The following is a 26,351-nucleotide window of genomic DNA, read 5'->3' on the forward strand; positions in this document are numbered from 1 at the left end:
GAAAATGGAAGAACAGAAGACGTTGTATATTGATTACGGCAAGTGCATCGGCTGCGAGACGTGCGAATACGTCTGCCGCTTCGTCCACGACATGCCGCGCATCCACATGATCCGCACGGCAACCGGCTTCATGGCCCCGCTGTACTGCCGGCACTGCGCCGAACCCAACTGCGCCAAGGTCTGCAAGCGCGGAGCCATCGTGCGCGACCGCGACGGGGCCATGGTGCTGGACCCCATGCTCTGCCGGGGCTGCCAGTCGCGCCAGTGCATGCTCGCTTGCCCCTACATGGCGATTTTCGAGACCGACAAGGGCGTGACCGTGGTCAAGTGCGACCTGTGCGCCGCCCGCCGCCAGCGCGGCCTGGAGCCGGCCTGCGCCGCCATGTGCCCTTGCGGGGCCATCGAATACGTGGACCGGGCCACGGCCGAAACGCTGCCCGACGAGGCGGCCAGGGCGGCCGAGCAAAGGGTGCTCGACTTCGTCAAACCTCCGAAAACCAAGCCCGGCGAGTGAGTTGGCCCATAAAAAGCTTGACCCGGCGCGCCAGGACGCGGCACCTCTTCGGTCAAACCAGACATGACCGTCAATCCGGCCGACCGTCACCAGGACCCCGGCCGACAAGGAGCACGCCATGAATAGCGCCGACACCGACGCCACGGACCTGTCCCCGGAAGCCGCCAAGGCCGAGGCCCTGCACCAAAGCGCCCTGGAAGCCTTGTCCCGCAAGGAAATCGAGACCGCCCGGGAAGGCTTCGCCAAGGCCCTGGAACAGTTCGAGGCCCTTGGCGACGACATCGGCGTGGCCATGACCAGCCACAACCTGGGCCTGACCTGCCAGGAAGCCGGCGAACTCGACGAAGCCCGGGCCTGGCTGGAAAAATCCCTGGCCATCAGCGAACGCGAGGACCTCGACGGCGGCATGACCGTCACCTGCCACCAGCTTGGCGTGGTGGCCCAGCTGGCCGAGGACAACGACACGGCCATGGAATGGTACATCCGCGCCCTGGCCCTGGAAGAAAAGAGCGGCAACGTGGCCGGCGAAGCCAAGACCAGCCATCAGCTCGGCATCGTCAGCCACCTGCGCGGCGACCTGGAAGCGGCCAAGGCCTGGTACGGCCGGTCCATCGAATGCTTTAAAAAGGTCGGCGACGAGGTCAGCGTGGCCAATACCCAAAAGCTCCTCGATTTCGTCACTGACTACCAACGCCAAGGCAGCCACGAAGGCCACGCCGGGCCGTGCGGCCGGCAGCAGTAGCGGGGATGTGGAGAAGAGGGGGGATGCCTCCGGCGGCCGGGGGCCTGAGGCCCCCGGACCCCCCGATAATAAAAAGCCGCCCGGCGTCTGCCCGGGCGGCTTTTTCGCGTCCGGCGGGCGCGGCAAGCTACAAAATCTGCTCCAGGAATTTCTGGGTGCGCGGATGCTGGGGGTTGCTGTAAAACTGCTCGGGCGTGGCGATTTCCAGAATCTGCCCCTCGTCCATGAAAACGATGCGGTCGGCCACTTCCCGGGCAAACCCCATTTCGTGGGTGACGCACACCATGGTCATGCCTTCACGGGCAAGCTTCACCATGACGTCGAGCACTTCGCCGATCATCTCCGGGTCCAGGGCCGAGGTCGGCTCGTCAAAGAGCATGATCTTGGGGCTCATGGCCAGGGCCCGGGCGATGGCCACGCGCTGCTGCTGGCCGCCCGAGAGCTTGGCCGGATAGACGTCGGCCTTCTCCAGGATGCCGACTTTTTCCAGCAGCCGGCTGGCCATGGCGTCGGCGTCGGCTTTCTCCATGCCCTTGAGCTTGATAGGAGCCAGGGTGATGTTTTCCAGAACCGTCTTGTGCGGGAACAGGTTGAAGCTCTGGAACACCATGCCTACTTCCATGCGCACCTTGTTGATGTCCACGGACTTGTCGTCGAGATCGAAGCCGTCCACCACGATCTTGCCCGAGCTGATGTCTTCCAGGCGGTTGATGGTGCGCAGCAACGTGGATTTGCCCGAGCCGCTGGGGCCGATGATGACGACCTTTTCGCCGGGGGCCACGTCCAGGCTCACGTGGGACAGCGCGGCCACGTCGTCGAAATACTTGCTGACGTCCGATATGCGGATGATGGGGCTATCGTTTGACATGGTGCGACAGACGCTCCTCCATGAAACTCACCAGTTTGGAGAGAATCAGGGTGATGATCAGGTAGACCACGGCCACCATGGTGAACGTCTCGAAATACAGAAACGATTCCGAGGCGAACTCGCGGCCCCGGCGCAGCAGATCGGCCACGCCCAGGATGGAGACCAGGGAGGTGTCCTTTAACAGCGCGATGAATTCGTTGCCGACCGGCGGCAAAATGGTGCGCCAGGCCTGGGGCAGGATCACGTAGTACATGGTCTGGGACCGGGTGAAGCCCAGCGACCGGGCGGCCTCGGTCTGGCCCACGGCGATGGCCGTGATGCCGGCCCGGAACACCTCGCCCATGTAGGCCCCGTAGCACACGCTCATGGAGATGACCGCGGCCAGCAGGTCCGGCACGTGCACCACGCGCCCAAGGGCGTAGTAGATGTAGAAAAGCTGCACCAGAAGCGGCACCCCGCGCACCACCTCGACATAGGTGGAGGCCACGAGGTTGATGTACTTGTTGCGCGAGATGCGCCCCAAGCCGGTGATGAGTCCGATGACCAGGGCCAGCGCGATGGCGCTGACGGTGACCTGGAAGGTGACCAGGATGCCGTCCGGGATGAATTTGAAAATCCGCAAATACGGATCAGGCTTGAAATAGAGCAGGCAGCCCAGGGTCACCAGCGCGCCGATGAACGACAGCCACCAGGCCGAGACCAGCCCTTTGTCGGAAGGTTTGGGGATGGCGGCCCCGTCGCCGACGTCAATGACGATGGGCTGGGTTTCTTCGACGACGCACTTGCCTTGGTGTTTCATGCGGCACTTCCACGCGGCGCGTCCGCCGGCCCCGCGTGGGCGGCCGGCGGACGGAGACGGTTAACCGGTCGGGCCTACTCGGCCGTGCCGAGCCATTTCTTGAGGATTTCCTTGTCCAGACCCTTGGCCGTGACGGCGGCCAGACCCTTGTTGATGAGCTCCAGGGTCTCCTTGTTGCCCTTCTGCACGGCCACGCCGTACAGTTCGTCGTCGGCCGGGATGATGCAGGCGATCTTCAGCGCGTCCTTGTAGTTGTCCTTTTTCAGGGCATACAGCTTGGCGACCGGATCATCGCAGACCACGCCGTCGATGCGGCCGTTGTACAGGTCTTCGAAGGCCAGGCCGACTTCGTCGTAGGACTTGTCCTTCACGCCTTCGGTCTTTTTGACGGCAAAGTGGCCTGTGGTGCTGATCTGGGCGCCCAGGGTCTTGCCCTTGAGGTCCTCGATGCACTTGGCGGCGGACTTCTTGGGGATGACCAGAGCCTGGCGCACCTTCATGTAGGGGGTGGAGAAGTCCATGGTGTTTTTGCGCTCGTCGGTGATGGTGACCGAGGAGCAGATGGCGTCGTACTTGCCGGCGGCCAGACCGGCGAAGATGCCGTCCCAGGCCACGGCCTTGAATTCCGGGGTGAACCCGGCTTCCTTGCCGGCGGCTTCCATGAGATCGACGGCAAGGCCCGTGATCTTCTTGTCGGCGTTCACGAACTCCATGGGCGGCCAGGTTGCGTCGGTGGCGAAGACGATGGTTTTGGCCAGGGTCGGGGAGGCCGTCATGGCGACAAGCGCGAGGGTCAGGACGAGTTTTTTGACCATGGAACACTCCTGTGGCTGCGGTTAAACGAAAAAAGGGCACGTACCCTTAACGCCGGGTAACTTTGTCACGCTCTTGTGGCCGAATCTTCAACAAAATTCAAGACTCGGCCGCTGGAAAACCGGGAGCTTGGCCCCTGTCAGGAGCCTTGGGCGGGGTTCCAATTTTGGCAAAACCCGGCCAGGCGTTCGCAATTTTTCCGGAAATCGACCCGGCCAAAGCCGATGCGAAAATGTTTGGCCCAGCTTTCGCCGTAGAGGCTGCCGGGCAGGAGCAGCACGCCGGTTGCTTCGAGCAGCGCTTGGCAGAAGGCGTCGGCCGACCCTTGGCGCAAGGCCGGGAAGGCGGTCAGGCCGCCGCGCGGGGCCGTGAAATGAAACAGATCGGCCCGAGACGTGAAGAACTTGGTCAGGACGCGCCGATTGGGCTCCAGGATGCCGGCCATGCGGGCAAGAAGCTGGTCCCCGGCGGCCAGGGCGCAGGTCGCCAGGTATTCCGACGGGGCCGAGCCGCAGATGGACAGGTAGTCCTTGACCGAGGCCATGCGGGCGAGCAGGTCCCGGTCGCGGCAGGCCGCCCAGCCCACCCGAAGCCCGGCCAGGCCGTAGGACTTGGACAACACCCCCAGCGACACGGCCCGGGGATCGATGTCGCAGGCGGCGGGCAGGGGGGCGACGCCCTCGGCCTCGGAAAAGCGGTAGACCTCGTCGGAAAAAACGCGCACCCCGCGCGCGGCGGCCGCCGCCAGGATGGCCGCGAAATCCTCGGGCGAGGGCAGATAGCCGGTGGGATTATGGGGGAAATTCACCACCAAGGCCTTGACCGCCGGCTCGGCCAGCAGGGACGTCAGTTCGCCGAGGTCCGGGGCAAAGTCCCGGTCGGGGTCCAGACGCCAGGGCAGGACGCGCGCGCCAAGGCTTTGGGCCACGTCGGCCAGGGACTGGTAGCGGGGATCGACCACCACCACCGAGTCGCCAGGGGCAAGGGTCGCGGCCATGAAGGTGAAGATGGCTTCCTCCGCCCCGACGTGGACCAAGACGTCGTCGGGTTGGGCGGTCTCGTAGAGGTCGGCCACGGCCTGGCGCAGGGCCGGCGCGCCCTTGGATTCGGTGTAGCCCAGGTGGACCCGGGACAGTCCGTCGGCCGCGCCAGGGACGAGATCGAGCAGTTCCCCGACGGACAGCGACTCGCCGTCGGAACAGCACAAAAGATGCGGGGCGGTAAACTCGTGGCGGGCGAAAAACCGCTCCAGGCGAAAGGGAGGGAGTTGCACGGCGTTGCGGTCCTTTTGCAGTGAGGATAGGGTCCCTGGGAAAAAGGGACAAGGGGTCATACGCATGTTCGGGGCAACCGGCAAGATGCTTGCGGCGTCCGGGCCGGCGCACGTTTGCCGCGCCGCCGCCGCCTGTCCGCGATTGTCGCCGGCTTTCGATTATGTTACCGGAACGAACCTATGGCATTCGACATTGCCCAGATCCTGCGCACCAACAAGACCCTGGCCATTTGGGCGGCCTTTTTCGGTCTGGTGTGGCTGACGAGTTACTACGGCCTTTTCGGGCTGGTTTTCACCACCTACATCCTGTGCTTCCTGTTTGGCGGCCCCATCGAAAAGCTGGCCGCCAGGACGCGCTGGCCACGGGCGCTTTGGACCACGGCGGTCTATCTCGTTTTTCTGGCCGTGGTGCTGACCATCATCAGTTCGGTGGTGCCCAAGATCGGGGCCGAGTCCACCGCCTTCCTCAAAAAGCTCCCCGACACCCTGGAGACCCTGCGCAAGCATCTCGACCAGTGGGCCTGGCTGGCCCCGGACATGGCCGCGCCCATCTCCAAGGTCAAGGATTACCTGGCCCTGGAAGCCCTGGTCGGGGTCAAGGCCGAAACACTTTTCGCCCTGGCCGTCAATTCGCTCAACCAGATCACCACCTACGTTTCGACTTTTCTGCTCGGCACGCTTTTTAGCTTCCTCATCATGCTCGACTTCCCCAAGCTGCGCGCCAGGACCATCTCGCTTCGCGATTCGCGGCTGCGCGACATCTACGACGTCACCGCCCGCAGCGTGGTGCGTTTCGCCGTGGTGGTGGGCATGGGGTTTCGCGCCCAGATAATGATCGCCGGGGTCAACACGGTGCTGACCGCCCTGGGCATGTACCTGATGGGCATCCAGCCGGTGGGGCTGCTCTCCACGGTGGTCTTTTTTTGCGGCCTCATCCCGGTCCTCGGGACGTTTATCTCCTCGGCCCCCATCGTGCTCGTGGCCGTCAACAGCGTAGGCCCCAGCCACGCCCTGTGGGCCATTGTCATGATCATCGTGGTCCACACCATCGAGACCTACATATTAAACCCCCGCATCGTGGCCGCCATGTTCAAGATCAGCCCCCTGGTGACGCTGATCATCCTCTATGTGGGCCACAAGCTTTTCGGGTTGTGGGGCATGGTGCTTGGCGTGCCGGTGTCGGTGTTCATCTTCCGCTACGTCATCCTCGGCCAGGACCTTGAGACCGGCAAGGCCGAGGCCGCGCCATGTCCGGCCTGTCCCACGGAGGCGGTCAAGGAGGGTGGGCGTGGCTAGGAAGCCTTTCGGCAAGGGGGCTTTGGCTTTTGGCTGCGCCGCCAGCGTGGCCTGGGCGGCCTTGGGATTGTCCGCCGTAGCCCGGGCCGGCCTGGAGGAAGGACGCGCCGCCTGGCGCGAAGGCAATTATCCCCGGGCTTTCGAGGAGTTTTTGCCCCTGGCCACGGCCGGCGACGTGACCCTGCAAAACCAGATCGCGGCCATGTATTATATGGGCCAGGGCGTGGCCCAGGACTATGCCAAGGCGGCGGAATGGTTCCGCAAGGCGGCCGCCGCCGGCAGCCCCGAGGCCCAGTACTGTCTGGGTAAGCTCTATTACTACGGCCAGGGCGTGCCCCAGAATTTCGAGGAAGCCGTCAAGCAGCTCACCGAGGCGGCCCAGGGCGGCAAGGGCGGGGCGCAATATCTGCTGGCCACCTTGCAGCTTTACGGCAAGGGCGTGGAGGCCAATCCGGTCAAGGCCTATTTCTGGACGCTTTTGGCCGTGGCCGCTCCAGACACGCCGGCCGAGGACAAAAGCGCGGCCCAGGCCCTGCGCGACCAGATCGGGGCCACGCTCAATAAACGCCAGATCGATTCCATGCAGGCCATGGTCAACGCCTGGACGCCGCGCAAGACGCCGCCCGCGCCTGCGCCAGCCGCCGCCCCGCGCCGGGGCGGTTGATGCCTCGCCGCGCCGGCGGCGGGTTTCTTCCTGCGAAACGCGTCCCTCAATAATCCGTAGGGATTGCCTGGCCGCCTACGGACAGGCTGTTTCTCCCAAAACTCTCGTCTTTCCCAAGAGGCGCGCCGCTGCCCGCCAAGCCCCCCCTTTTTTTCGGATGGGGGGTCCGGGGGGCTCAGGCCCCCGGCCGCCAAGGCATCTTCCTCTTCCTCTCCGCTTATTTACACGGCGCGTCCGCGCCGCTTTCGGCCAGGGCCTTGGCCAGCAGCCTGTCGGCCAGTTCCTGGATGGTGTGGCGGGCCGGATCGAGGCCGATGGAGACGGCCAGTTCGAGGATCTTGTCGCCGGTCTTTGCCGCGTGCCGAATCTTTTCGTAGTCCATCGCTAACCGCGCCGCGCCTGGGTTGAGGGAAGGCCGGAGGATTCCGGCCTGATCCAGCATACGCCCTTGGCGGAGCGGAGGCAACGGCCCAAGGGGGCGGGACGGGGCTCAGTTCTTGACGATGCGGCGGATGTCGCCGGACGAAATGGCCAGGGGGCGGGCGAAGAGCAGGCCGAATTCCAGGCCCTTGATCCAGCGCACCACGCTGGGGATGTATTGGGCCAGTTCGCCGAAGGGCTGGAGCTGGGGGTTGAACGACACGGCCTGATCCACGGCCAGTTCGATGGGCATGTCCTCGTCCAGGCAAAGCCTGGCCCCGTCGCGGCTGAGGTCGCGGATGAGCACGTCGGCGCAGGCCGTGGCGGTTTGCAGGCGGCCCCGGTGGAGCAGGGCGGTTTCGTCGATGCGCACGCGCTTGGCGGCGCGCCGGTCGCCGCAGTCGCGGCAGCGCCAGTAGGAGCTGTCGGCATCGGCCAGGGGAGTGAACTCCTGCCAGGTCGAATGGCCGCAGTGGGGGCAGTTTCGGTATTCGAGGAGCGCCATGGTCGGGCCTTGGTCACGTCTGGCCGTTACGGGACAATCAATTGCCTGAAAATGGTTATCATGCCATCGTTGGCCGCACAAGCGTCGCCCCGGGCCGCCCGCGTCTTGACGGCCCGGCTGCAAGGCTTATCCATGGAAGGTCGGCCCCGCGCCGGCAAAGGAGCGCCTATGGCAGGCCTACTGGCCAGACTCATGGAAATGGCCGGCAAACGCGACGATCTCGTGGTCACCGAGGTCGATGACATTGATAGCTGGGGTTTTTTGCTGTTTCGCGACGGCCGCTACCATATTTACGTCAACCGTTCGATTCGGGACTTCCGCAAGACCATGATTTTGGTGGACGAGCTTGGGCATTACGCCCTGCGGCGGCGCATAGCCCGGCGCGAGCGCCTGCCTGGCGGAGCCGAAAATCTGGTCGAGCGCATCCGTCAGGACAAGGCCTGCGACGCCTGGGCGGCCAAATTCAGCAAACGCCTGCTCTATTTCGTGCGCCGGGGGCTGCACGGCGGAACTTCGCGCCGGCCCCGGCAGGGGCGCTACGATCCGTCCTGGCGGCTGCCGGTCAAATAGGAGCCTGTCCTTTTCTGGCGCAAATCGCCCAGGGCCGCCCTGGGCGGGCACGACGGAACGTGTTCAAGGTCTTGGACAATGGCTTGGCGTCGCAGCCAAAACGGGTTTTCGCCGTCGCCGACAGAGGCCGGCCTCCTGTCAGACGTCGGCGGCCAGCCGGTTGAGCAGGGCGGCCAGACGGTGTTCGTAGCGGTGCCCGGCGGCGATGGCCTCCCGCCAGGCGGCGGCCAGATCGGCCCGGCGATGGGGCTGTGCCAGCAGGCTGACGGCAAGCTGTCCGGCCTGCCTAGGAGAAGCGTAGCGGACGGGGTCGGTCAGAGCGGCCGGGAACAGTTCCAGGCCCGGAGTCGCGTCGGTGATAAGGCAGCCGCCGGCCGCCCAGACGTCGAAATGGCGCTGGGTCAGCCCTCGGGGCAAAAGCAGGCTGGTAGCGTTTAGCGTCACCCCGGCCCCGGCGTAGAGGCCCGGCAGCGCGCCGAAGTAATCCACCGGCGGACGCAGGGATACGTCTTCGGGCAAAAGCTCGCGCCAGCCTTCGTCGCCGTAAACGACCAGCGGCGCGGCCCCGGCCACGGCGGCAAGGGCCCCGGCCCGCAGGGCCAGGGAGGCCGTCTCGGCCCCCAGCCCGGCGGCGCGGCCGGCCTTGCCAGGCCACAGCGGCCCGGAACCCAGTTTTTGCGTCCACCAGAAGTAGTCCGGCCGGCCGCCGTCCGCGACCATGGCCCGGGCCGTGTCCGTCAGCCCGTCCGGCAGCCGGCAGCCGGCAAAAAAGGCGTCGCGTCCGGCAAAGGCGCTGCGCCCGACAAAGACCGCCCGGTCGGCCAGCCCCGGCGCGGGCGTGGCCGCAAGGAAATGGGCGCTGGCCCCAAGCGGCAGATGCAGGGTCCGGTCGGCTCCAAGTTGTCGCAACGGTTCGATAAAGCTGTCGTCGGTGACGGCCAGCAGCGCGCGTTTCCAGAAGCCGCCGCGAAACCGGCCCACTATATGGAATGGGTTGTCCACGAACCAGATGGCCAGGGGCACGCCGGCCTCGGCCAAAAGGGCGGCGGAAATTCCCTCGTCATCCAGGCCGGCGCCGTTTATGGAGAGCAGAGCGGACGGCGTCTGGCTGGACAGCAGCGCAGCCAGGGCGGCCGGGCAGGCTTCGGGGGCGATGTCGACGGCCGGCCGGCCAAGGGCCGTCAACGCCCGGGCGATTTCCGGCTCCAGCAAGCCCTTGGGCGGACGCGGCAGGATGACGCCGGAGCTGCGCGCGGCCCGGTCCGGCCCGGGGAGCAGGGCCAGTTGGACCCGGGCCAGGGCCGGCCCCCAGAATGACGGAAAGAGCCGGCTATTTTGGCGATAGCGAATCAGGCGGGCGGCCCGGACGCGCCCGGGCGACAGATCGCCCGGGGTCAGGCGTCGCCAGCCGGCCGGAAGACGCGCCAGCCAGTCCGGCCCCATGGCGGCCTCGAAGGCCGGGCATTCGAGCCAGTCGGCCGGCTGCCCGCCGGCCAGGGCGGCGGCGACGCCCGGATCGGGACCCAGGCCCAAAAAAAGCGGCTTTCCGCCCGCCGTCAGGGCCTCGAAAGCGGCTTCCCCGGCGGCCAGGGTGCGGCGCGCGCCGGTCTCGTCGATGACCACGGCGCGGTTTGGGCGGTCCATGTGGGCCATGGCGGCGTCTTTTCCTTGAAAGCTTGTCCGGTAAACGGTATCCGGGTTGCCCGTCATGAAAACGTACCGCGACCACTATTTCAACAAGGCCAAGCAGGATAACTATCCGGCGCGTTCCGTCTATAAGCTTGAGGAGATCGAAAAACAATCGCGCCTGCTTGCCCCCGGCGCGGCCATCCTCGATCTCGGGGCCTGCCCCGGCTCCTGGACCCTCTACGCCGCCAAGCGGGTGGGGCCGTCCGGCCGGGTGCTCGCCATCGACCTCAACCCCGCCGGCACCGCCTTTCCGGGCAACGTCACCTACCTTATCGGCGACATGCTCGAACCCGGGCCGGAAATCACCGAGGCCTTCGAGCGTTTCGGCCCCTTTGACGTCGTTTTAAGCGACATGGCCCCCAAGACCATCGGCCACAAGTTCACCGACCAGGCCAGATCGTTGGAGCTGTGCGAGGCGGCCCTGTCCGTGGCCGTGGAGCGCCTTAAGCCCGGCGGCGCGTTTGTGGTCAAGATCTTCCAGGGGCCGGATTCGCCGGCCTTCCAGAAGGGGCTGCGCCAGTTTTTTTCCGCCGTGCGGGTGGCCAAGCCCAAAAGCTCCCGGGCCGAGAGCAAGGAAATCTTCTTCGTGGCCACGGGCTTCACTGCCCCCGTGGGCCAGCCCGACGACCCCGCCCCCTCGCCCTTGCCGCCAAACGACTAGCCGCGCTTCATTATTAAGAGGCGCGACCAAGGGGCCAACCCTCGCCCCTTGGGGCGGCAGCGGACCGGGACCACCCGGACCGTCGACAACAACAGAATACATACACGGGCTAACCCCCGAGACTTTTTCCAGGAGGAACCATGGCCGGACATAGCAAATGGCACAACATCCAGGCCCGCAAGTCGGTGCAGGACGCCAAGAAGAGCAAGTTTTTCACCAAGGTGACCAAGGAACTCATGCTGGCCGCCCGGGCCGGCGGGGCCGACACGGCGCTCAACCAGCGCCTGAAGTCCGCCATCGCCGCCGCCAAGGCCGTGAATCTGCCCAAGGACAAGATCGATCAGGCCATCAAAAAGGGTACTGGCGAGCTGGCCGGCGAAAACCTGGAAGAAGTCCTCTACGAAGGCTACGGCCCGGGCGGCGTCGCCATCCTCGTCGAAGCGGCCACTGACAACCGCAACCGTACCGTGGCCGAAGTGCGCCACCTGCTGTCCAAGGGCGGCGGAGCCATGGGCGAATCCGGCTGCGTGTCCTGGATGTTCTCCCAAAAGGGCGTCTTCTCCTTCCCCAAGAGCTTCACCGAAGACCAGCTCATGGAAGTGGGCCTGGAACACGGGGCCGAGGAAATCATGGACGAAGGCGAGGTCTGGGAAGTGCACTGCGCCCCGGCCGATTTCGAGCCCCTGCGTGCCGCCTTCGAAGCCGCCGGCATGGTCTCCGAGGACGCCGAAGTGGCCATGGTGCCGGCCAACATGGTGGCCCTGGACCTGGAAGCCGGTCAGAAGCTGCTGAAACTCATCGATATGCTCGAAGACAACGAAGACGTGCAAAAGGTCCACTCCAACGCCGATCTGCCCGACGAGATGTTTGGGTAGGCGGGGAGAGAGAAGATGAAGAGGCTCCGGCGGCCGGGGGCCTGAGGCCCCCGGACCCCCCACTTGGGAAAAAGGGTGGGGGGAGCTGGCTGTGGGACGGTGAATGTTCAGGAACCGGGAGGGTTAGCCTCCCGGTTCGTGTTTGAAGCCCTGGGGGCTTTCTTCTCTTTGGCGAAAACGGTAGACCACGGCATGGCAAACACCGGCGACGGCATCATCCTGGGACTCGATCCCGGCTCGCGGGCCACGGGCTATGGCCTGGTGCGCGAACGCTCGGGCGTGCTCGAACTGGTTGACGCCGGCGTGGTGCGAACGACCAGCCAGCCCGATTTCCCCAGCCGCCTGGGCGTCATCTTTACCGCCGTGGCCGAACTCATCAACCGCCACGGCCCGGCCGAGGTCTCGGTGGAAAACGTGTTTGTCTCCAAAAACGCCGCCACGGCCCTCAAGCTCGGCCAGGCCCGGGGCGCGGCCCTGGCCGCCTGCGCCGTGGCTGGCCTTAGCGTCCATTCCTACGAACCGACCGTAATCAAGCAAAGCCTGGTGGGCACGGGACGGGCCGAGAAGTCCCAGGTGGCCTTCATGGTGGCGCGGGTGCTGGCATGCCGGGAAACTTTCGCCGTGGACGCCACCGACGCCCTGGCCGCGGCCGTGTGCCACCTCAATCAACGGCGGCTGACCCGCCTGTGCGGGGCCAGATGATCGGCTATCTCGAAGGCCGGGTCGTGGCCCGGCGCGACCGGTTTGCCATCGTGCTCACCCCGGGCGGCGTGGGCTACGAACTGGAGATGCCAACGCCCGTAGCCGCCGCGCTGCCGGCCCCGGGCGGCCAGGTTTCGCTTTTCGTCCATACCGTGGTGCGCGAGGACGCCCTGGAACTCTTCGGCTTCGCCTCCCTCGACGACCGCGAGACTTTCCGCACGCTGATTGGCATCTCCAAGCTCGGCCCGCGCACGGCCCTGGCCATCCTGTCGCATTTTACCGCCGACGATCTGCTGCGCGTGGTGGCCTCCGGCGACGCCGAGGCCCTGGTGCGGGTGCCGGGCATCGGCAAGAAAAGCGCCCAGCGCATCTTTATCGAGCTGTCCTACAAGCTCGAAGGCCGCGCCCCGGCGGCCGGGCTGGCCCCGTCGGTTCCGATCCCCGGCGGTGTGGCCGGCGACGTCGTGGCCGGGCTGACCAACCTCGGCTATCCCGAACCCGAGGCCCGGCAGGTCGCGGCCGAGGTCCTGGAGGCCGAACCCGACCTCGACGTGGCCGCCGCCCTGCGCCAGGCCCTCAAACGGCTGGCTGCGGCCAAGCAGTCATGAGCATGGACGACAAGGATTTCTGTCCGCCCGAGGGGCTCATCCCGGCCGCTCCCTCGCCCGACGACACCATCCGGCCGTCGCGCCTGGCCGATTTCATCGGCCAGGACGACCTGCGCGCCAACCTCAAGGTCTTCCTGCGCGCCGCCCTGGAGCAGGGCCGCACCCTGGACCACAGCCTGCTCTACGGCCCGCCGGGCCTGGGCAAGACCACCCTGGCCCAGATCATGGCCTCGGAACTCGGCGTCAATCTGGTCCAGACCACCGGCCCGGTCCTGGAACGCTGCGGCGACCTGGCCGCCATCGTCACCAACCTGCGCCGGGGCGACATCCTCTTTATTGATGAAATCCACCGGATGCCGGCGGCGGTGGAGGAAATCCTCTACCCGGCCATGGAGGATTTCAAGCTCGACCTCATCATCGGCCAGGGGCCGGGGGCGCGCACCGTGCGCATCGACCTCGAACCCTTCACCCTGGTCGGGGCCACCACCCGCCTGGGGCTACTCACTTCGCCCCTGCGCGACCGCTTTGGCGTCATTTTTCGCCTAGAATTTTACGGCCCTGACGAGCTGGCCCGCATCGTCACCCGGGCGGCCGGCATTCTCGGCATCGCCATCACCCCGGACGGGGCCTTGGCCATTGGCCAGCGCTCCCGGGGCACGCCGCGCATCGCCGGCCGGCTGCTGCGTCGGGTGCGCGATTTCGCGGTGGTGGCCGGGGCGCAAACCCTGGACGGCGAGTTGGCCGCCAAGGCCCTGGCTCGCCTGGACGTCGATCCCCATGGCCTGGACATGATGGACCGCAAGATTTTGGAGACCCTCATCCATCATTATGAAGGCGGGCCGGTGGGGGTGAAAACCCTGGCCGTGGCCCTAAGCGAAGAGGTGCGCACCCTGGAGGAGATCTACGAGCCGTATCTCATCCAGTGCGGGCTTATTAAGCGCACCCCGCGCGGCCGGGTGGCCACGGCCAAGGCCTATGCCCATATCAAGGGGAAATTGGGCTAGCGCCACGTCCCTTGAAAATACAATTTTTCGGGACCACCATCCCGCCAAGGCCGGCCCCGATGCGGGATTCCAAAGGGCGGCAGCCCTTTGGCCGCCGGAGGCTTTTTCCCTACACCTCTACGCAACTCCGAACCCACACCACCACCAAGGACGCAACATGCCGCCGACTCGGCTTGCCGTGACATTACTGGCCCATACCCCCGACGCGTTGGCCCTGATCTATGCCGCTTTTCGGCAGTGCTACCATGCCGGCGACGTGGCCGACCTGTGGCCGCGCCTGCTGTCCGGCGACATCGCCCCGGACAAGCAGGCCGCTTTTGTGGCCCGGATACTGGAGTCCGGCCACGAATCGCCCATTGAGCACGTATCGTTCACCTTTGCCGTCTCCGGCGTGTCCCGGGCGTTGTCCCATCAGCTCGTGCGCCACCGCATCGCCAGCTATTCCCAGCAGTCCCAGCGCTATGTGGACGCCCTGGGCTTTGATTACGTGCTGCCGCCCCAGATCGCGGCCATTCCCGAGGCCCGGGCGCGGTACGAGGCGGCCATGGAGCAGGCCGGGGCGGCGTATGCCGAGCTGCAGGAGATCCTGGCCAGCCACGGACGCGGCGACAAGGCCAACGAGGACGCCCGGTTCGTGTTGCCCAACGCCTGCGAGACCAAGGTGGTCGTGACCATGAACTGCCGGTCGCTTTTGCACTTTTTCGAGCTGCGCTGTTGCACCCGGGCCCAGTGGGAGATCCGGGCCATGGCCCTGGCCATGCTGGACCAGTGCCGCCAAGCCCTGTCCGTGATCTTTGCCGGGGCCGGGGCGCGCTGCGAGCGGCTTGGCTACTGTCCCGAGGCCGAGCGCTTCACCTGCGGCCGTTATCCCAGACTCGGGCAAATCGGTTCCCATTCCGCCTAATTCCTGAAATCCGGCTTTCCTTGTCTGATTTTGAAGCCCGCCGTGCCAACGGCGGGCTTTTTCGTTGTGCCCGCAAAAAGGCGGGAAAAGCGGGAGAAAGTTTTTTTCTAAATAAAATTGTATGGTTGTTCGTGTCGTGTGCATGTTGCCGAAACCTGTTGACGACCGGCAAAGGTAAGGGCCGAGCGGGTTTTGGCGGTGGTCAACCAAAAAGTGGCCTGTTGGAAGACGAAATATTTAGACTTCAAGTGACATAAGTAGAGATAATGACGTTAATGGTTGTGGAAAACACTTTCACAGGTGTGCATAATGTGGCCCTTTGCCGGGAAACCCTTGCGCCATGCGGCTTCAAGGGCTGCCCCGAAAGCCCACGTTTCACGGGGGTTGGCGAGAAATCAACGAATTTCCAGCCGGTTGCGCTGTAGAGAACCAAAGCGTCGCGCCCCGGAAAGCGAACCCTAATCGTCCTTTGCCCGGCCACGGACCGGCCGTAGTGTGCGCGCCATGGAAACGATTTGGTCACAAACCAAACAACTGCTCGAAAAGACCCTGAGCCCCGGACTGTTCAACCTCTGGATCAAGCCCCTCGCGGCCCGGGCCTGTGATGGCGCGCTGGAACTTGTCGCCCCCAACGCCTTTGTGGCCGCCTGGGTGCGCGAACGACTGAGCGATTCCATTGCCGAGGCCGCCGCCGTGGCCATGGGCGCGCGTCCCCAGGTGTTCGTGGTCGAAGCCGGGGCAACCGCCGCCCCTATTGCTGCCCCGTCCGCCTCCGGCCGCCCGCGTCGCCAGCCAGGACAACGCCCGGCCGGCCCTCGGCCCGTGGCCGCGCCCTTGACCCTGCCCGTGGCCCCCAGCGCCCCGCCGGCTTTGGCCGACCGGTTCCGCTTCAGCTACGACGAGTTCGTGGTCGGCCCGTCCAACGAGATGGCTTACGCCGCGAGCAAGGGCATCTGCGACCTGTCCTTGTCGGCGGAGCAGCTTTTTATCAGCTCGGCTCCGGGCCTGGGCAAGACCCACCTCATCCAGGCCATGGGACGCCGCATCCTCGGCGGCCAGCCCGGACGCCAGCCCCGGGTCGCCTATCTCTCGGCCGAGGAGTTCGCCAATCGGCTGGTCATGGCCATCAAGACCAAGCAGGTTGAGCAGTTCAAGGCCGCCTTCCGGGAAAACGTCGATGTCCTGCTCTTGGAGGACGTTCATTTTTTCCGCGACAAGCCGCGCATCCAGGACGAGCTGCTCAATACCTTAAAAGCCCTCAACGCCCGGGGCTGCCGTCTGGTCTTTACGAGCTCCTTTTTGCCCAAGGAGCTTTCGGGCCTGGACAGCCAGCTGTTGTCGCGCATCAACTCGGGCTTTTTGGCCGTCATCGACAAGCCCGACCTGGACATGCGCCGCCGCATCCTGGCCCGCAAGGCCGCCGTGCACCAGGTGCTTTTGCCCGAGGAAGTGTCCACGCTCCTGGCCGACAAGCTGCCCTCGGATGTGCGCCAACTGGAGAGCTGCCTGCAAAACCTCGTGCTCAAGGCCAAGCTCCTCAATTGCCGCATTTCCGTGGACCTGGCCTGGGACGTGCTGCGCCACTATGACGTGGCTCAGGCCCCGGTCAGCCTGGACGACATCGTGTCCTACGTCTGCGACGTCTACCGCCTTTCGCCCGACCAGCTCAAGTCCAAGTCGCGCAAGCGCCAGTACGTCCTGGCCCGCAACACGGCCTTCCTGCTGGCCCGGCAGCACACCGACCTGTCGCTGGCCGACATCGGCGTGCAGTTTAATCGCCGCCATTCCACGGTGGTCAAGGGCATCACCGCCCTGGAGCGGCATCTGTCGCTCAAAACCCCGCTTGGGCGCGAGCTGGAGCGCACCATCGAGCAGATGCGGGGATGAGCATCGTCACAATTTCCCAGCCAGGCCCCCATCACGGGCAGTCCTGCCGCAAACTCCGGCGACCGGCATACCCGGTTACGCCCCGTGGAGCCGGCAGGCAGTCTCACACACGGTTACCACTCGCCAGCTAGGGGGAGGCCGCCATTGGCCGGGCGGGCGTCGGACGCAAGTTCGACGCCCGTCTTTTTTTGCCCGACCCGCGTTTCCCGGCGCATCGACCGCCGCCCGTTGCCAAGGAAGCCGCCTCGGGCTATCCCCAAACCAGTCGATTTTTGCCAACTCCAACCTCTCGGGACATCGCCATGCCGTTCGCCGCAGCCGTCTTCGCCGATCTTGCCCGCATCCGTCAAAACGCGCCGCTGGTCGTCAACATCACCAATAACGTCGTTACCAACGTCACGGCCAACGCCTTGCTGGCCCTGGGAGCCTCGCCGGCCATGACCCACCATCCGGCCGACGCCGCCGAACTGGCCGCCCTGGCCGGGGCGCTGGTGTGCAACATGGGCACCCCGGGTGGGGAAAATATCGAGGCCATGCTGGCTGCCGGAGAAGCCGCAAACGCTGCCGGCGTGCCCGTGGTCTTTGATCCCGTGGCCGCTGGCGTCACCACGCGTCGGCGCGAAGTGGCCGGGCGGATGCTGGAAACCGTGCGCTTGGCCGCTATTCGGGGCAATGCCTCGGAGATCCTCGCCCTGGCCGGCGAGGCCGCCCTTTCCAAGGGCGCCGACAGCCAGCACGCCAGCCGCGAGGCCGCGCCGGCCGCCGTGGCCCTGGCCCGGTCCCTGGGTTGCACGGTGTGCGTCAGCGGCGAGGTGGATGTTATAACCGACGGCGAGCGCGTGGTGGAGCTGGCCGGGGGGCATGCCATGATGACCCGGGTCACGGGCCTTGGCTGCACGGCCACGGCCTTTGTGGGCGCGTTTTTGGCCGTCAATCCGGACTTTTTCGCCGCCACCGGCCACGCCATGGCCGTCATGGCCGCCGCCGGCCGCCTGGCCGCCGCCGGCGTGGCCGGTCCGGGCAGCCTGGCCGTGCGCTTCCTGGATGTGGTCTTCAACCTCACCGAAGCCGAGATCGCGGCCGGGGCGCGGGTGAGCGCATGAAGCCGGACTTCGATCCAACCCTGTATCTGGTCACGGACCGGGGATGCCTTGCCGGGCGCGATCTGCTTGATGTCGTCGGCCGGGCCGTGGCCGGCGGGGCGAAGCTTGTGCAGCTGCGCGAGAAAAACGCCTGCACCCGGGAGTTCGTGGAACTGGCCCGGGCGCTGGTGGGCCTTGTGCGTCCCCTTGGGGCCAGGCTCGTCATCAACGACCGGGTGGACGTGGCCCTGGCCTGCGACGCCGACGGCGTTCACGTGGGCCAGGACGACATGCGCCCGGCCGACGTGCGCGCGCTCATCGGCTCCCAGCGTATCCTCGGCCTGTCCGTCACCGGCGAGGACGAGACCCTCGCCGCCCGGGGGGAGCCGGTCGATTACCTCGGTGCCGGGCCGGTTTTCGCCACGGCCACCAAGAAGGACGCCGGCGCGCCCCAGGGCCTCGATGGTCTGGCCCGCATGATCGCCCTGGCCGAAGTGCCGGTGGTGGCCATCGGCGCGGTGACAGCGGCCAACGCGGCCGCGGTCATGGCCGCCGGCGCGGCCGGGCTGGCCGTGGTGTCGGCCATCTGCGCCGCCCCGGACCCCGAAGCCGCCGCCAGGGAGCTGCGGGCTATCGCCGAGGGGAGGTGAGGAGAAGAATGAAGAATGCCTTGGCGGCCGGGGGCCTGAGGCCCCCGGACCCCCCGCATGGAAAAAATGTAGCTAGGGTTTTCGGCATGAATTGGTTCTCTGGCCGGCAGGGAGGCATCAACTGGATTTGGCCGGAAACGCCGTTGCGCCGACGACTGGGGCCGCAGGCCCCAAACAAAAAAGCCCGGCGCTGGGCCGGGCTTTTTACGCATCGCCGACAGGCGGCGCTTACTCCAGATCGATGATGACCGGCCCGAGGTTGGTGCCCATGGGGCGCGACAGGAACTCCTCGCGCTTGATCTCCTTGCCGTCGTAGAGCATGCTTTCGATGTGGATGACTTTTTGCAGCCAGACGTTGTTTTCGATAGTCTTGGGGATCTCCGTCTCCACGATGCGGGCGGTGATCTTGTCGATGTCGATCTCTTCGACGTCGCTGAAGGAATACGTGTGGATGTATTCTTCATTGTAGCCGAAGCAGTACAGCAGATTGTTTTTGACGTAGGGCTGGAAAATCTTCTTGGCCGGGTAGCTCTTGACCTCGCAATTGATCTTGCTTAGGCTCACCCGGAGTTTTTCTTTTTCATTGACAATAATGTAGACCACAGGGCGGTTGCTTTCCAGCAGATCCTCGCCCGAAGAGTGGAGATTGTTGTCCACGCCGTGGTAGATGTATTCGATGTAGCGTTCCCGGTTGGCTTCGCGGGCCTCGCGCACCACTTCCTTCTCGATGTAGGAATAGAAAATGCGCTGACCGAAACCCTTGATCTCAATGGTAAACTTCATGCTCCGCCTCCTGAGCAACTTCCGTGGTGTTCCGGCCTTGTCCGGGAAACGGCCCCAGTCCTTGCGGCCCGATTATCTTATGGATGTTACGCGGCTTTTGCCGCGCGGTCAAACGATCCTGGCCGTGCTGGCCGTCGCTTTGGCCGTCTGTTGCGGCTTTGACGCCGCCGTGGCCGCCGCGCCGTCCGCCGCCGTGGCCCCGCTTCTCGGCACGCCCTACCGCGACGACGGCGTGGATGATCCCGCCGGCCGCCATACTCTGTTTGCCGACCAGTCCAGAACCTTCCCGGATCGCGGACTCAATTGCAGCGGCTTCGTGGTCACGGCCTCCCGGGGCATCCTGGGCCGTCCTTTGCCCCTGGACGCCATGCGCCGCGACCGCAAGGGCGATTCCGGCCCGGGCGCGGCGGCCGGCGAGGACTGGGATTTTGGCTACGACCTGCTCTTAAACGTCACCGACGGCCTGCCTCGTCGGCTGCTTGTGCCCGGCCCGGGCCTGCCGCCGGCTCCCGAGGCCGTGGACGCGGCCCGGTTTCGCGGCTTTCCCTTGCACGACGCAGCCGCCTGGGCCGCCGTGCTGCCCAGGCTCGCTGCAGGCGAGGTCGCTTACGCGGCGCTGAGCAAGGAGATCAAGGGGCGGCTTTACTACTACCACGTCGGCATCCTCTACCGCGACGCCTCGGGCAAGGTCCGCTTCGCCCACGCCACCCCGGGCCGGGGCAGCCATGAGCTGAGCCTGTCCGAGCCGGCCGGCATGGCCGCCTTTCGCAAGGCTTTTGCCGAAAAGACCTTTGGCGAGAAGTGGATTTTGCTGGTGGCCGCGCCCTTGCCCAAATAGCCGGGCAGCCGGGCCGGCCTCGTGCCGCGTCCTCGAAAAGCGTATATGGATTTTTGTGGTTAACTCGCTAGAGTAATTGATTTTTATTTAAATACTATCGTATTTTTTAAGGGACGCGACACGAGGTCCGGGGCTTGCGGCCCCGGGCCAGGAAGAAGGTGAGGCTCGAAAAAAACGTGCCGGCCGCGTCGCGGCGGCGCAGTTCCGTCAGAAACGACCCCGCCGCGCCCTGGGGCAGCGCCCCAGCGGCCACGGCCCGGTCGGCCGTGTCGGACAGGCTGTAGACCGCCTCGGCCGCAGCCAGTTCGCGCAGTACAAGCGACCGCCCGACCACCTCGATTTCCTCCAGCCCCGCCTCGGCCAGCAGACGGCCAAGCCCTCGGCCGATCCAGCCGCAGCGGAAGCTGTCGCACCAAAAATCCGCCAGCCGCCGGGCCACGGCCCTGTGGCTGGAATCCACCACGAAGGCGCCCCAGTCCGGCTCCACGGCCACGACCACCCCTCCCGGCCGCGTCACCCGGGCCATCTCGGCCAGCGCCGCGCCCGGGACAGGCACATGTTGCAGGGTGCGCTCCACCCGGCAACCGGCGAACACCCCCTCGCCAAAGGGCAGGTGCGCGCCGTCGCCGGCCACGAAGACCGGGCGCACGGCGGCTTGTCCGGCTTCAAGGGCCGCCCGGGCCAGCATCACCCGGCTGGCGTCCAGACCCACGGCCAGACCGGACGGCGCGACGCCACGAGCCATGGCCGCCGCTTCCCCGCCCAGGCCGCAGCCCAGGTCCAGGGCGGCGTCGCCCGGGGCAAGGTCCAGCCAGGCCAGGCTCTCGTCCTTGATGGCCCGCATGCCCGGGGCGGCGGCGAGATAGCGCAGGCAGCGCACGAAAACGTCGGGATCGGTCGTCCGGTCGCAGCCGGCGAATCCCGTGGCCAGATAGTCGCTCATGGCTAGTGTCGCGTCCCTTAAAGAATACGATAGTATTTTTTAAGAAAAATAAATGGTTTTAGGGCGTTGACTACAAAACACCATATGCGCTTTTCGCGGACGCGACACTAGCCCTGGCCCGCAGGCGGCCGGGCGGCGAAAAGGCGCGCGCCCCCGGGGCCATCTTCCAGGCGCAGCCCCATGGCCTCGATGTCGCGGCGCAGGGCGTCGGCCTGGGTGAAATCTTTGGCCGCCCGGGCTTGCCCCCGGGCTTCGATGAGCCGGGCCGCCTCGGCCGGCCAGTTGGGGGGCGACAGCGGCAGACCGGCCGGGTCGAGCAGGCCGAGGGCGGCGTCGGCGGCGGTCAAAGCGGCCAGATGGCGGGCGGCGTCGGCGCTGCTCAGGGTCCCGGCGGCCAGTCCGGCGTTGGCCTGGCGGGCAAAGGCAAAAAGGGCCGGCCAGAACTGGGCCACGGACAGGTCCTCGGCCAGGGCGGCCTCCAGGGCCGCTTCCAGCCCTTCGGCCTCGGCCTGGGCCGCGCCCGAGGGCTGTCCCTCTCCGGCGGCCAGAGTCAGGCCGGCGGCCAGCTCCTGGATGCGCGTCCGGTTGCGTTCCCACATGGCCAGGGCCTCGGGCGCGGCGCAAAGGGGCTTGTGGTAGCTCGTGGAGAGCAGCCAAGCCCGCACGGCCAGGGGATGGACGCCGTAGCCGAGCAGATCGGCCAGGGTCGGCACGGCCTGGGCTCCTTCGCGGCCGCAGATGCGCCCGCCAACCAGCCAGACGGCCGGGGCCAGCCCGGCCCCGCCAGCCCAGACGGCACGCAGGTTCTCGATGTGCGGGAAGGTCTTGTCCTCGTCGGTGGCCACCACCGTCACGGCCGGCAGGGTGCGCACGGCCGCCGAGGCCATCTGGAGAAACCAGCTCGGCCGCACGTTGCCCCAGGCCGTGGCCCAGACGTCGCCGGCCTTGAGGTCCTTGAGGCTCACGCGTTTTAAAAGCGTGAAATCCCGGGGATGGTCCTTGGCGTAGGAGTCGAGGTCCACGGTCTTGCCCAGGCACAGCTTGGTCATGTCGAGGCCGAGCAGGCCGCCGTAGGCCTTGTCCCGGGCCACGTCGAAATAGACGCTGCGCAGTTTTTCGTAGGCCAGGCCCTTGTCCATGAGCTTGCGGGCCAGGGCCATGGCCTCGTCCATGGCCTCGCCGGCCAGGGGAAAGACCGCGTCGGCCACGCCCAGGCTGGCGGCCAGGGCGGCGACCTGCTCCCGGGCCTTCTCGGCGTACTCCCGGCACTTGCGCCCGGCCGCCCGCGAGGCCTCCAGGCAGCGGTCGTCCAGGTCGGCCAGGCCCACGGCCAGGGTCGGCCGGCCGCCGGAGCGGGCAAGGGTGCGCCGCAACACGTCCAGGGTGACGATGCGCCGCCAGGCGTCCAGGTCGCCGGGCTCGGACAGGGGCGGGCCGAAGGTGAAAAGCCCGGGCGCGGCCGCAGCCGGGTCGAGATGGACCGGTTCGGGCTGGCCGACGCTGGTGAGCGCCACGCCCTTTTTCTCGGGCGCGGCAAAAAGGGTGGTGGACAGGTAGCGCTCGCCGCTGTCGGCCAGGATGACCACGATGAGCCCCTCGGCCAGTTCCCCGGCCAGCCGCGCCGCCGCCGCCATGGCCGCGCCGCCGCTCATGCCGGCCAGGATGCCTTCGTCCCGGGCCAGCCGCCGGGCCATGGCAAAGGCGTCCTCGTCCTCCACCGGCACGATGGCGTCCAGGGCGTGCTTGTTAAATATGCCCGGCGGATAGGACTCCTGCATGTTTTTGAGGCCCTGGATCTTGTGGCCGGGCCGTGGCTCCACCGCCACCACGGTGATGGCGGGGTTCAGTTCTTTTAATTTCTTGACCAGCCCCATGGCCGTGCCCGAGGTGCCCAGGGCGGCCACCACGTGGGTGACGGCTCCGCCCGTGGATTCGAAGATCTCCACGGCCGTGGCCGCGTAGTGGGCCTCGATGCTGGCCGGGTTGTTGAACTGGTCCATGAGCACGTAGCGGTCGGGCTCTTCCCGGGCCAGGCGGTAGGCTTCCTCGATGGCCCCATCCGTGCCCCGATTGCCCGGGGTGAGTACGATTTCCGCGCCGTAGGCCCGCATGATGCGCTTTCTTTCCTCCGAGGCCGAGGCCGGCATGAGGAGCTTTAACGGATAGCCCTTGACGGCGCAGACCATGGCCAGGCCGATGCCGGTGTTGCCCGAGGTGGCCTCGATGACCGTGCGCCCGGAGGTGAGTTCCCCCGAGCGTTCGGCCGCCTCGATCATGGCCAGGGCCACCCGGTCCTTGATGGAGCCGCCGGGGTTTCGGGACTCGATCTTGGCGCAGATGGTCACGCGCGGATTGGGGCAAACCCGGCGCATCCGCACCAGCGGGGTCTTGCCGACCAGGGACAACACGGAATCGTGGATCATGGCGCGCCTCTCGGAAATTTGGCCCGCATTCGTCCGGGCAGGGTCCGTGGTAGGCAAAAAACCGCCAACCGGCAAGAGTGGCAGGAAATTTGCTTGGGCTTGGCCAGTTCAACCAAGGAAGGGGCCATGGAGATCAACAAGTACCTTGCCGACAACCTGGCGTATCTGGCCGAGACCGGCGACCCGGTCGGGCGCTGGCTGGCCGAGGAAAATCCCGATCCGGCCATTGTCCACGAGCGGCTGCACCGCAACGCCTCGGGCATCGTGGACTGGCGCATGGACGACGGCGTGGGGCTGTTCGAGAAGCTGCCGCCGCCGTTTTTCTACCGCGACTGGCGGCCCAAGGAGCAGCTTGAGGGCGCGGGCACCATCATTGTCGGCGTGGGCATCGGTTATGGCCTCAACCACGTGCTGACCGGCACGCCGGATTCCCACAAGGTGCTGGTGGCCGAACCCCGGCCGGAAATGCTCCTGGCTTGCCTGGGCCAGACCGATTACCGGCCTTATCTGCGCCATGGCAAGCTGCGTTTCGTGCCGCCCCGGGCGGCCGACATTGAGTTGGCCATCCAAAATTTTGACGTGAGCTTCCTGTTTTCCCGGGTCTGGCTGCGAAACGATCTGGCCTGTCAGCAGATAGGGCCGGAATATCCCCGCCTGGGGGCGCTGGTCAAAGCCAAGATGGAAAGCCTGTCGGTGGAGCTCACCACGTTGCGCCACAAGCAGGAAGTCATGGTCGGCAACGAACTGCGCAACTACTCCCGGGCCATGGACGAGGGCAGTCTGGCCCGCATGGCCGGCATGGCCAAGGGATTGACGGCCGTGCTGCTTGGCGCGGGGCCGTCCCTGGCCGAGTTCGCGCCGGTGCTGCGGGAGCACCGGGACAAGGGCTTTTACGCCGCCGCCCTCCAGACCCTGCCGGCGCTTGAACGGCTGGGCATCAAGCCCGACCTGTGCCTGGCCATCGACTTTAACGACAACATGATGCAAAGCCTGGATAATTTGCGCGACCTGTCGTTTGCGGCCGATATCCCCTTTGTCTATTCCACCAAGATGGACCCGGCGGTGGTGGCCCGTTATCCCGGGCCGCGCATCCCGTTGTGGACCCAGGGCGGCATCGGCACCTATGTGCTCAAGGACCAGGAGCTGGTGCTGGACGCTGGCGGCAACGTGTCGGTGACGTTGGAGCGCCTGCTGGGCTGGGCCGGGGCCGAACGCTTCGTGTTCGTCGGCTGCGACCTGTCCTGGCAGGGCGAGCGCACCCACGTGGACGGCCACCACAACGCCGTCTGGGTGCACACCTACAATCCCCGCGACGATGTGAAGCTTAAAAACCTGCACGGCCAGACCATCTACACCCACATGGGCTTTCTGGCCGCCAAGCGCGACATCGAAAAGGATATCAATGCCTCCTCGGCCGGTTTTTTCAACCTCTACGGCGGCGGCGTGGTCATTGACGGCGCGGTCAACGTGGGGCCGACCGATCTGGCTTCGGGCGATTTGTTCGCCAGCCGGGGCGCGGCCAAGGATGTGTTCCTTGAGGCCCTGGCCCGGGCGGCCAGCCCGCGCTCGCGGCCCATCTTTTCGCCCAAGGCCGAAGCTTGGGCGACGTCGCTCAAAAACGCTTCAAGGCGGCTGGAGAAGCTCATGCGCAAGGCCGACAAGCACCAGCGGGAGATCAAGGACCTGCTCTCCCAGATCCAGTTCTTCACCCGCCACGATCCGCTCTACATGCCCTATCTCTACAACGAGATCATGGACTTGGCTGGGCTGGTGCAGACCAAAAAACGCTATGGTGTCAAGGAACTGACGGCATTCAAGGCCATCCGGGGCCGCATTCTGGAAAAGACCCGGGAGATCGACGCCTGTCTGGCCCCGTCGGGGTCCTGGGCGGCCTGAAGCGAAAATTTGACGCAAAACGAGACGCGGCCGCGCTCCGAAAGGGCGCGGCCGCGTTTTTTCGTGATCCGGGGCAGGGATGGCGACGGTTGCCGGACGCGACACTAGCCGAAATCCGGCCAGTCCTTTTCGAAGCGGACCTTGCCCTTGGTCTTTTTGTATTTGCGCATGAGCACGTACAGCGCGCCCGCGCCGCCGTGGCGGGGCAGGGCGGTGGTAAAGGCCAGCACCACGCGCTTTAAGGGGTCGTGGGTGAGCCAGGACTTGAGTTCTTCCTTGAGCACCGGCAGTCCGCCCGGGGAATTGGCCCCGCGCCCGGGAATGAGCAGCAGGCAGCGCTTGCCGGCCAGATACTGCTCGCGCATGAAATGGAACAGGGTGAGCTTGGCCTGATCGGCGGTAAAGCCGTGGAGGTCCAGATGGGCCTCGGGCGAGAACTGGCCGGCCCGCAGTTGGCGGTAGATCTTGGGGTCGAGGTCGGTGATGAAGCCCTGGACGTATTCGTCGCTGTATTCCAGGGTGAATTCCACCTTGCCGTCGACGAGATCGCGCAGGGCGGTGAGCGCGTTTTGCTCCTCGTCGGCCGGGGAGGGAGGCGCTGGCGGCGGGGCGACGGGACGCACGTCACGGCCGCCAATTTTTTCCCGGTCGAGCTTGGCCACGCCGGACATGGCCCGCAGGAAATCCGATTCGTCAATTTCCTTGGGTTCGGCCGGCTTGGCGGCGGCAGCGGCCACGGCCTTGGACACGGCCGGGGGAAGGTCCTTTTTCCGGGCCACCTTGACGCCTTTTAAGGAGTCGGCAAAGGGGCGAAACGCGTTGGGATCGTCTTTTTTCGACATAGGAGGGGCAGGCTAGCGGCTTGGGGCGGCCTTGGCAAGCGCGCCTCTGGCCTTTGCCGCCGCCCTGGTGTAGGTCTGACAGGGCAGGGAGTTCGCCGAA

27 protein-coding genes are annotated in these 26,351 nt (G+C 66.2%); 16 read left to right on the forward strand and 11 right to left on the reverse strand.

Annotated features, from left to right (window positions below; genetic code table 11):
- Nucleotides 1-4: 4 nt before the first annotated feature.
- Together C3Y92_RS06785 and C3Y92_RS06790 are read left to right on the forward strand one after the other, a co-directional pair.
- A complete protein-coding gene (locus C3Y92_RS06785; protein ID WP_129350963.1) occupies nt 5-514 on the forward strand; it encodes a 4Fe-4S dicluster domain-containing protein in 510 nt (169 codons plus the stop codon).
- 118 nt (nt 515-632) lie between these two features.
- Nucleotides 633-1,256, forward strand: coding sequence for a tetratricopeptide repeat protein (locus tag C3Y92_RS06790; protein ID WP_129350966.1), 624 nt, complete (start codon nt 633-635; stop codon nt 1,254-1,256).
- A gap of 127 nt (nt 1,257-1,383) precedes the next feature.
- On the opposite strand, the gene C3Y92_RS06795 is transcribed toward C3Y92_RS06790, so the two are convergent.
- The 4 genes from C3Y92_RS06795 to C3Y92_RS06810 form a co-directional block, all read right to left on the reverse strand.
- Entirely contained in the window at nt 1,384-2,124 is a 741-nt protein-coding gene (locus tag C3Y92_RS06795) for an amino acid ABC transporter ATP-binding protein (RefSeq protein WP_129350970.1), read from the reverse strand.
- On the reverse strand, nt 2,111-2,923 hold the full coding sequence (locus tag C3Y92_RS06800) for an amino acid ABC transporter permease (RefSeq protein ID WP_129350973.1): 813 nt from the start codon (nt 2,921-2,923) through the stop codon (nt 2,111-2,113). The genes C3Y92_RS06795 and C3Y92_RS06800 overlap by 14 nt, the downstream gene beginning before the upstream one ends.
- Before the next feature lie 74 nt (nt 2,924-2,997).
- Nucleotides 2,998-3,738, reverse strand: a complete 741-nt coding sequence (locus C3Y92_RS06805; protein WP_129350976.1) for a basic amino acid ABC transporter substrate-binding protein — start codon at nt 3,736-3,738, stop codon at nt 2,998-3,000.
- 137 nt (nt 3,739-3,875) lie between these two features.
- Nucleotides 3,876-5,009, reverse strand: coding sequence for a pyridoxal phosphate-dependent aminotransferase (locus C3Y92_RS06810; protein ID WP_129350979.1), 1,134 nt, complete (start codon nt 5,007-5,009; stop codon nt 3,876-3,878).
- 180 nt (nt 5,010-5,189) lie between these two features.
- Between C3Y92_RS06810 and C3Y92_RS06815 the strand changes: the two genes are divergently transcribed.
- Both C3Y92_RS06815 and C3Y92_RS06820 read left to right on the forward strand, forming a co-directional pair.
- Complete coding sequence (locus tag C3Y92_RS06815; RefSeq protein WP_129350982.1) at nt 5,190-6,305, forward strand: AI-2E family transporter; 1,116 nt, start codon at nt 5,190-5,192, stop codon at nt 6,303-6,305.
- Nucleotides 6,298-6,969, forward strand: a complete 672-nt coding sequence (locus C3Y92_RS06820; protein ID WP_129350985.1) for a tetratricopeptide repeat protein — start codon at nt 6,298-6,300, stop codon at nt 6,967-6,969. The genes C3Y92_RS06815 and C3Y92_RS06820 overlap by 8 nt, the downstream gene beginning before the upstream one ends.
- Before the next feature lie 217 nt (nt 6,970-7,186).
- On the opposite strand, the gene C3Y92_RS06825 is transcribed toward C3Y92_RS06820, so the two are convergent.
- Both C3Y92_RS06825 and C3Y92_RS06830 read right to left on the reverse strand, forming a co-directional pair.
- Nucleotides 7,187-7,351, reverse strand: a complete 165-nt coding sequence (locus C3Y92_RS06825) for a hypothetical protein (protein WP_235669637.1) — start codon at nt 7,349-7,351, stop codon at nt 7,187-7,189.
- A gap of 108 nt (nt 7,352-7,459) precedes the next feature.
- Complete coding sequence (locus C3Y92_RS06830) at nt 7,460-7,894, reverse strand: PilZ domain-containing protein (protein ID WP_129350992.1); 435 nt, start codon at nt 7,892-7,894, stop codon at nt 7,460-7,462.
- Between the two features lie 168 nt (nt 7,895-8,062).
- On the opposite strand from C3Y92_RS06830, the gene C3Y92_RS06835 reads away from it, so the two are divergent.
- Entirely contained in the window at nt 8,063-8,464 is a 402-nt protein-coding gene (locus tag C3Y92_RS06835; RefSeq protein WP_129350994.1) for an ImmA/IrrE family metallo-endopeptidase, read from the forward strand.
- 138 nt (nt 8,465-8,602) lie between these two features.
- Here the strand turns inward: C3Y92_RS06835 and C3Y92_RS06840 are convergent, their stop codons facing one another.
- Nucleotides 8,603-10,117: a glycosyltransferase family protein gene (locus C3Y92_RS06840; RefSeq protein WP_129350997.1), complete on the reverse strand. Its 1,515-nt coding sequence runs from the start codon at nt 10,115-10,117 to the stop codon at nt 8,603-8,605.
- A gap of 55 nt (nt 10,118-10,172) precedes the next feature.
- On the opposite strand from C3Y92_RS06840, the gene C3Y92_RS06845 reads away from it, so the two are divergent.
- From C3Y92_RS06845 to thiE, 9 genes are all read left to right on the forward strand, one after another.
- Nucleotides 10,173-10,814 (forward strand): RlmE family RNA methyltransferase, encoded by a 642-nt coding sequence (locus C3Y92_RS06845; RefSeq protein WP_129351000.1) that lies wholly within the window; start codon nt 10,173-10,175, stop codon nt 10,812-10,814.
- Nucleotides 10,815-10,954: 140 nt separating this feature from the next.
- Nucleotides 10,955-11,689 (forward strand): YebC/PmpR family DNA-binding transcriptional regulator, encoded by a 735-nt coding sequence (locus C3Y92_RS06850; RefSeq protein WP_129351003.1) that lies wholly within the window; start codon nt 10,955-10,957, stop codon nt 11,687-11,689.
- A gap of 192 nt (nt 11,690-11,881) precedes the next feature.
- Nucleotides 11,882-12,391, forward strand: a complete 510-nt coding sequence (ruvC, locus tag C3Y92_RS06855) for a crossover junction endodeoxyribonuclease RuvC (protein ID WP_129351005.1) — start codon at nt 11,882-11,884, stop codon at nt 12,389-12,391.
- Nucleotides 12,388-12,999, forward strand: a complete 612-nt coding sequence (gene ruvA / locus C3Y92_RS06860; protein ID WP_129351009.1) for a Holliday junction branch migration protein RuvA — start codon at nt 12,388-12,390, stop codon at nt 12,997-12,999. Before ruvC ends, ruvA begins: the two co-directional genes overlap by 4 nt.
- Nucleotides 13,000-13,001: 2 nt before the next feature.
- A complete protein-coding gene (gene ruvB / locus C3Y92_RS06865; RefSeq protein ID WP_015861732.1) occupies nt 13,002-14,003 on the forward strand; it encodes a Holliday junction branch migration DNA helicase RuvB in 1,002 nt (333 codons plus the stop codon).
- A 157-nt stretch (nt 14,004-14,160) separates the two neighbouring features.
- Complete coding sequence (thyX, locus tag C3Y92_RS06870) at nt 14,161-14,907, forward strand: FAD-dependent thymidylate synthase (protein ID WP_129351012.1); 747 nt, start codon at nt 14,161-14,163, stop codon at nt 14,905-14,907.
- A gap of 504 nt (nt 14,908-15,411) precedes the next feature.
- Nucleotides 15,412-16,794 carry a chromosomal replication initiator protein DnaA gene (locus tag C3Y92_RS06875; RefSeq protein WP_129351015.1) on the forward strand — a complete coding sequence of 461 codons (1,383 nt, stop codon included), beginning with the start codon at nt 15,412-15,414 and terminating at the stop codon, nt 16,792-16,794.
- 302 nt (nt 16,795-17,096) lie between these two features.
- The gene (thiM, locus tag C3Y92_RS06880) at nt 17,097-17,897 is read left to right on the forward strand and encodes a hydroxyethylthiazole kinase (RefSeq protein WP_129351019.1); all 801 of its coding nucleotides are present in this window, start codon (nt 17,097-17,099) and stop codon (nt 17,895-17,897) included.
- Nucleotides 17,894-18,526 carry a thiamine phosphate synthase gene (gene thiE, locus C3Y92_RS06885; protein ID WP_129351022.1) on the forward strand — a complete coding sequence of 211 codons (633 nt, stop codon included), beginning with the start codon at nt 17,894-17,896 and terminating at the stop codon, nt 18,524-18,526. Before thiM ends, thiE begins: the two co-directional genes overlap by 4 nt.
- Before the next feature lie 228 nt (nt 18,527-18,754).
- Here the strand turns inward: thiE and C3Y92_RS06890 are convergent, their stop codons facing one another.
- Nucleotides 18,755-19,309 (reverse strand): hypothetical protein, encoded by a 555-nt coding sequence (locus tag C3Y92_RS06890; protein WP_015861725.1) that lies wholly within the window; start codon nt 19,307-19,309, stop codon nt 18,755-18,757.
- Between C3Y92_RS06890 and C3Y92_RS06895 the strand changes: the two genes are divergently transcribed.
- Entirely contained in the window at nt 19,308-20,147 is an 840-nt protein-coding gene (locus C3Y92_RS06895) for a hypothetical protein (RefSeq protein WP_235669638.1), read from the forward strand. The genes C3Y92_RS06890 and C3Y92_RS06895 overlap by 2 nt on opposite strands.
- A gap of 106 nt (nt 20,148-20,253) precedes the next feature.
- On the opposite strand, the gene C3Y92_RS06900 is transcribed toward C3Y92_RS06895, so the two are convergent.
- Nucleotides 20,254-21,090 (reverse strand): methyltransferase domain-containing protein, encoded by an 837-nt coding sequence (locus C3Y92_RS06900; protein ID WP_129351028.1) that lies wholly within the window; start codon nt 21,088-21,090, stop codon nt 20,254-20,256.
- A 107-nt stretch (nt 21,091-21,197) separates the two neighbouring features.
- On the reverse strand, nt 21,198-23,513 hold the full coding sequence (locus C3Y92_RS06905) for a cysteine synthase (RefSeq protein ID WP_129351031.1): 2,316 nt from the start codon (nt 23,511-23,513) through the stop codon (nt 21,198-21,200).
- A 126-nt stretch (nt 23,514-23,639) separates the two neighbouring features.
- Between C3Y92_RS06905 and C3Y92_RS06910 the strand changes: the two genes are divergently transcribed.
- The gene (locus tag C3Y92_RS06910) at nt 23,640-25,409 is read left to right on the forward strand and encodes a motility associated factor glycosyltransferase family protein (protein ID WP_129351035.1); all 1,770 of its coding nucleotides are present in this window, start codon (nt 23,640-23,642) and stop codon (nt 25,407-25,409) included.
- A gap of 104 nt (nt 25,410-25,513) precedes the next feature.
- On the opposite strand, the gene C3Y92_RS06915 is transcribed toward C3Y92_RS06910, so the two are convergent.
- Nucleotides 25,514-26,251, reverse strand: a complete 738-nt coding sequence (locus tag C3Y92_RS06915) for a Smr/MutS family protein (protein WP_129351038.1) — start codon at nt 26,249-26,251, stop codon at nt 25,514-25,516.
- Nucleotides 26,252-26,351 lie beyond the last annotated feature (100 nt).

This window comes from Solidesulfovibrio carbinolicus (assembly GCF_004135975.1).
GTDB classification, from domain to species: domain Bacteria; phylum Desulfobacterota; class Desulfovibrionia; order Desulfovibrionales; family Desulfovibrionaceae; genus Solidesulfovibrio; species Solidesulfovibrio carbinolicus.

What these genes read in the sequence shown, in the direction of transcription:
- C3Y92_RS06825 (WP_235669637.1), bottom strand. Translation starts at nt 7,351, where the DNA reads ATGGACTACGAAAAGATTCGGCACGCGGCAAAGACCGGCGACAAGATC.
- ruvC (WP_129351005.1), top strand. Translation starts at nt 11,882, where the DNA reads ATGGCAAACACCGGCGACGGCATCATCCTGGGACTCGATCCCGGCTCG.
- C3Y92_RS06845 (WP_129351000.1), top strand. Translation starts at nt 10,173, where the DNA reads ATGAAAACGTACCGCGACCACTATTTCAACAAGGCCAAGCAGGATAAC.
- thyX (WP_129351012.1), top strand. Translation starts at nt 14,161, where the DNA reads ATGCCGCCGACTCGGCTTGCCGTGACATTACTGGCCCATACCCCCGAC.
- C3Y92_RS06795 (WP_129350970.1), bottom strand. Translation starts at nt 2,124, where the DNA reads ATGTCAAACGATAGCCCCATCATCCGCATATCGGACGTCAGCAAGTAT.
- C3Y92_RS06890 (WP_015861725.1), bottom strand. Translation starts at nt 19,309, where the DNA reads ATGAAGTTTACCATTGAGATCAAGGGTTTCGGTCAGCGCATTTTCTAT.
- C3Y92_RS06915 (WP_129351038.1), bottom strand. Translation starts at nt 26,251, where the DNA reads ATGTCGAAAAAAGACGATCCCAACGCGTTTCGCCCCTTTGCCGACTCC.
- C3Y92_RS06895 (WP_235669638.1), top strand. Translation starts at nt 19,308, where the DNA reads ATGCTCCGCCTCCTGAGCAACTTCCGTGGTGTTCCGGCCTTGTCCGGG.
- C3Y92_RS06835 (WP_129350994.1), top strand. Translation starts at nt 8,063, where the DNA reads ATGGCAGGCCTACTGGCCAGACTCATGGAAATGGCCGGCAAACGCGAC.
- C3Y92_RS06875 (WP_129351015.1), top strand. Translation starts at nt 15,412, where the DNA reads ATGGAAACGATTTGGTCACAAACCAAACAACTGCTCGAAAAGACCCTG.
- C3Y92_RS06905 (WP_129351031.1), bottom strand. Translation starts at nt 23,513, where the DNA reads ATGATCCACGATTCCGTGTTGTCCCTGGTCGGCAAGACCCCGCTGGTG.
- C3Y92_RS06790 (WP_129350966.1), top strand. Translation starts at nt 633, where the DNA reads ATGAATAGCGCCGACACCGACGCCACGGACCTGTCCCCGGAAGCCGCC.
- C3Y92_RS06830 (WP_129350992.1), bottom strand. Translation starts at nt 7,894, where the DNA reads ATGGCGCTCCTCGAATACCGAAACTGCCCCCACTGCGGCCATTCGACC.
- C3Y92_RS06910 (WP_129351035.1), top strand. Translation starts at nt 23,640, where the DNA reads ATGGAGATCAACAAGTACCTTGCCGACAACCTGGCGTATCTGGCCGAG.
- thiM (WP_129351019.1), top strand. Translation starts at nt 17,097, where the DNA reads ATGCCGTTCGCCGCAGCCGTCTTCGCCGATCTTGCCCGCATCCGTCAA.
- C3Y92_RS06785 (WP_129350963.1), top strand. Translation starts at nt 5, where the DNA reads ATGGAAGAACAGAAGACGTTGTATATTGATTACGGCAAGTGCATCGGC.
- C3Y92_RS06900 (WP_129351028.1), bottom strand. Translation starts at nt 21,090, where the DNA reads ATGAGCGACTATCTGGCCACGGGATTCGCCGGCTGCGACCGGACGACC.
- C3Y92_RS06800 (WP_129350973.1), bottom strand. Translation starts at nt 2,923, where the DNA reads ATGAAACACCAAGGCAAGTGCGTCGTCGAAGAAACCCAGCCCATCGTC.
- C3Y92_RS06850 (WP_129351003.1), top strand. Translation starts at nt 10,955, where the DNA reads ATGGCCGGACATAGCAAATGGCACAACATCCAGGCCCGCAAGTCGGTG.
- ruvA (WP_129351009.1), top strand. Translation starts at nt 12,388, where the DNA reads ATGATCGGCTATCTCGAAGGCCGGGTCGTGGCCCGGCGCGACCGGTTT.
- C3Y92_RS06815 (WP_129350982.1), top strand. Translation starts at nt 5,190, where the DNA reads ATGGCATTCGACATTGCCCAGATCCTGCGCACCAACAAGACCCTGGCC.
- C3Y92_RS06840 (WP_129350997.1), bottom strand. Translation starts at nt 10,117, where the DNA reads ATGGCCCACATGGACCGCCCAAACCGCGCCGTGGTCATCGACGAGACC.
- C3Y92_RS06805 (WP_129350976.1), bottom strand. Translation starts at nt 3,738, where the DNA reads ATGGTCAAAAAACTCGTCCTGACCCTCGCGCTTGTCGCCATGACGGCC.
- thiE (WP_129351022.1), top strand. Translation starts at nt 17,894, where the DNA reads ATGAAGCCGGACTTCGATCCAACCCTGTATCTGGTCACGGACCGGGGA.
- ruvB (WP_015861732.1), top strand. Translation starts at nt 13,002, where the DNA reads ATGGACGACAAGGATTTCTGTCCGCCCGAGGGGCTCATCCCGGCCGCT.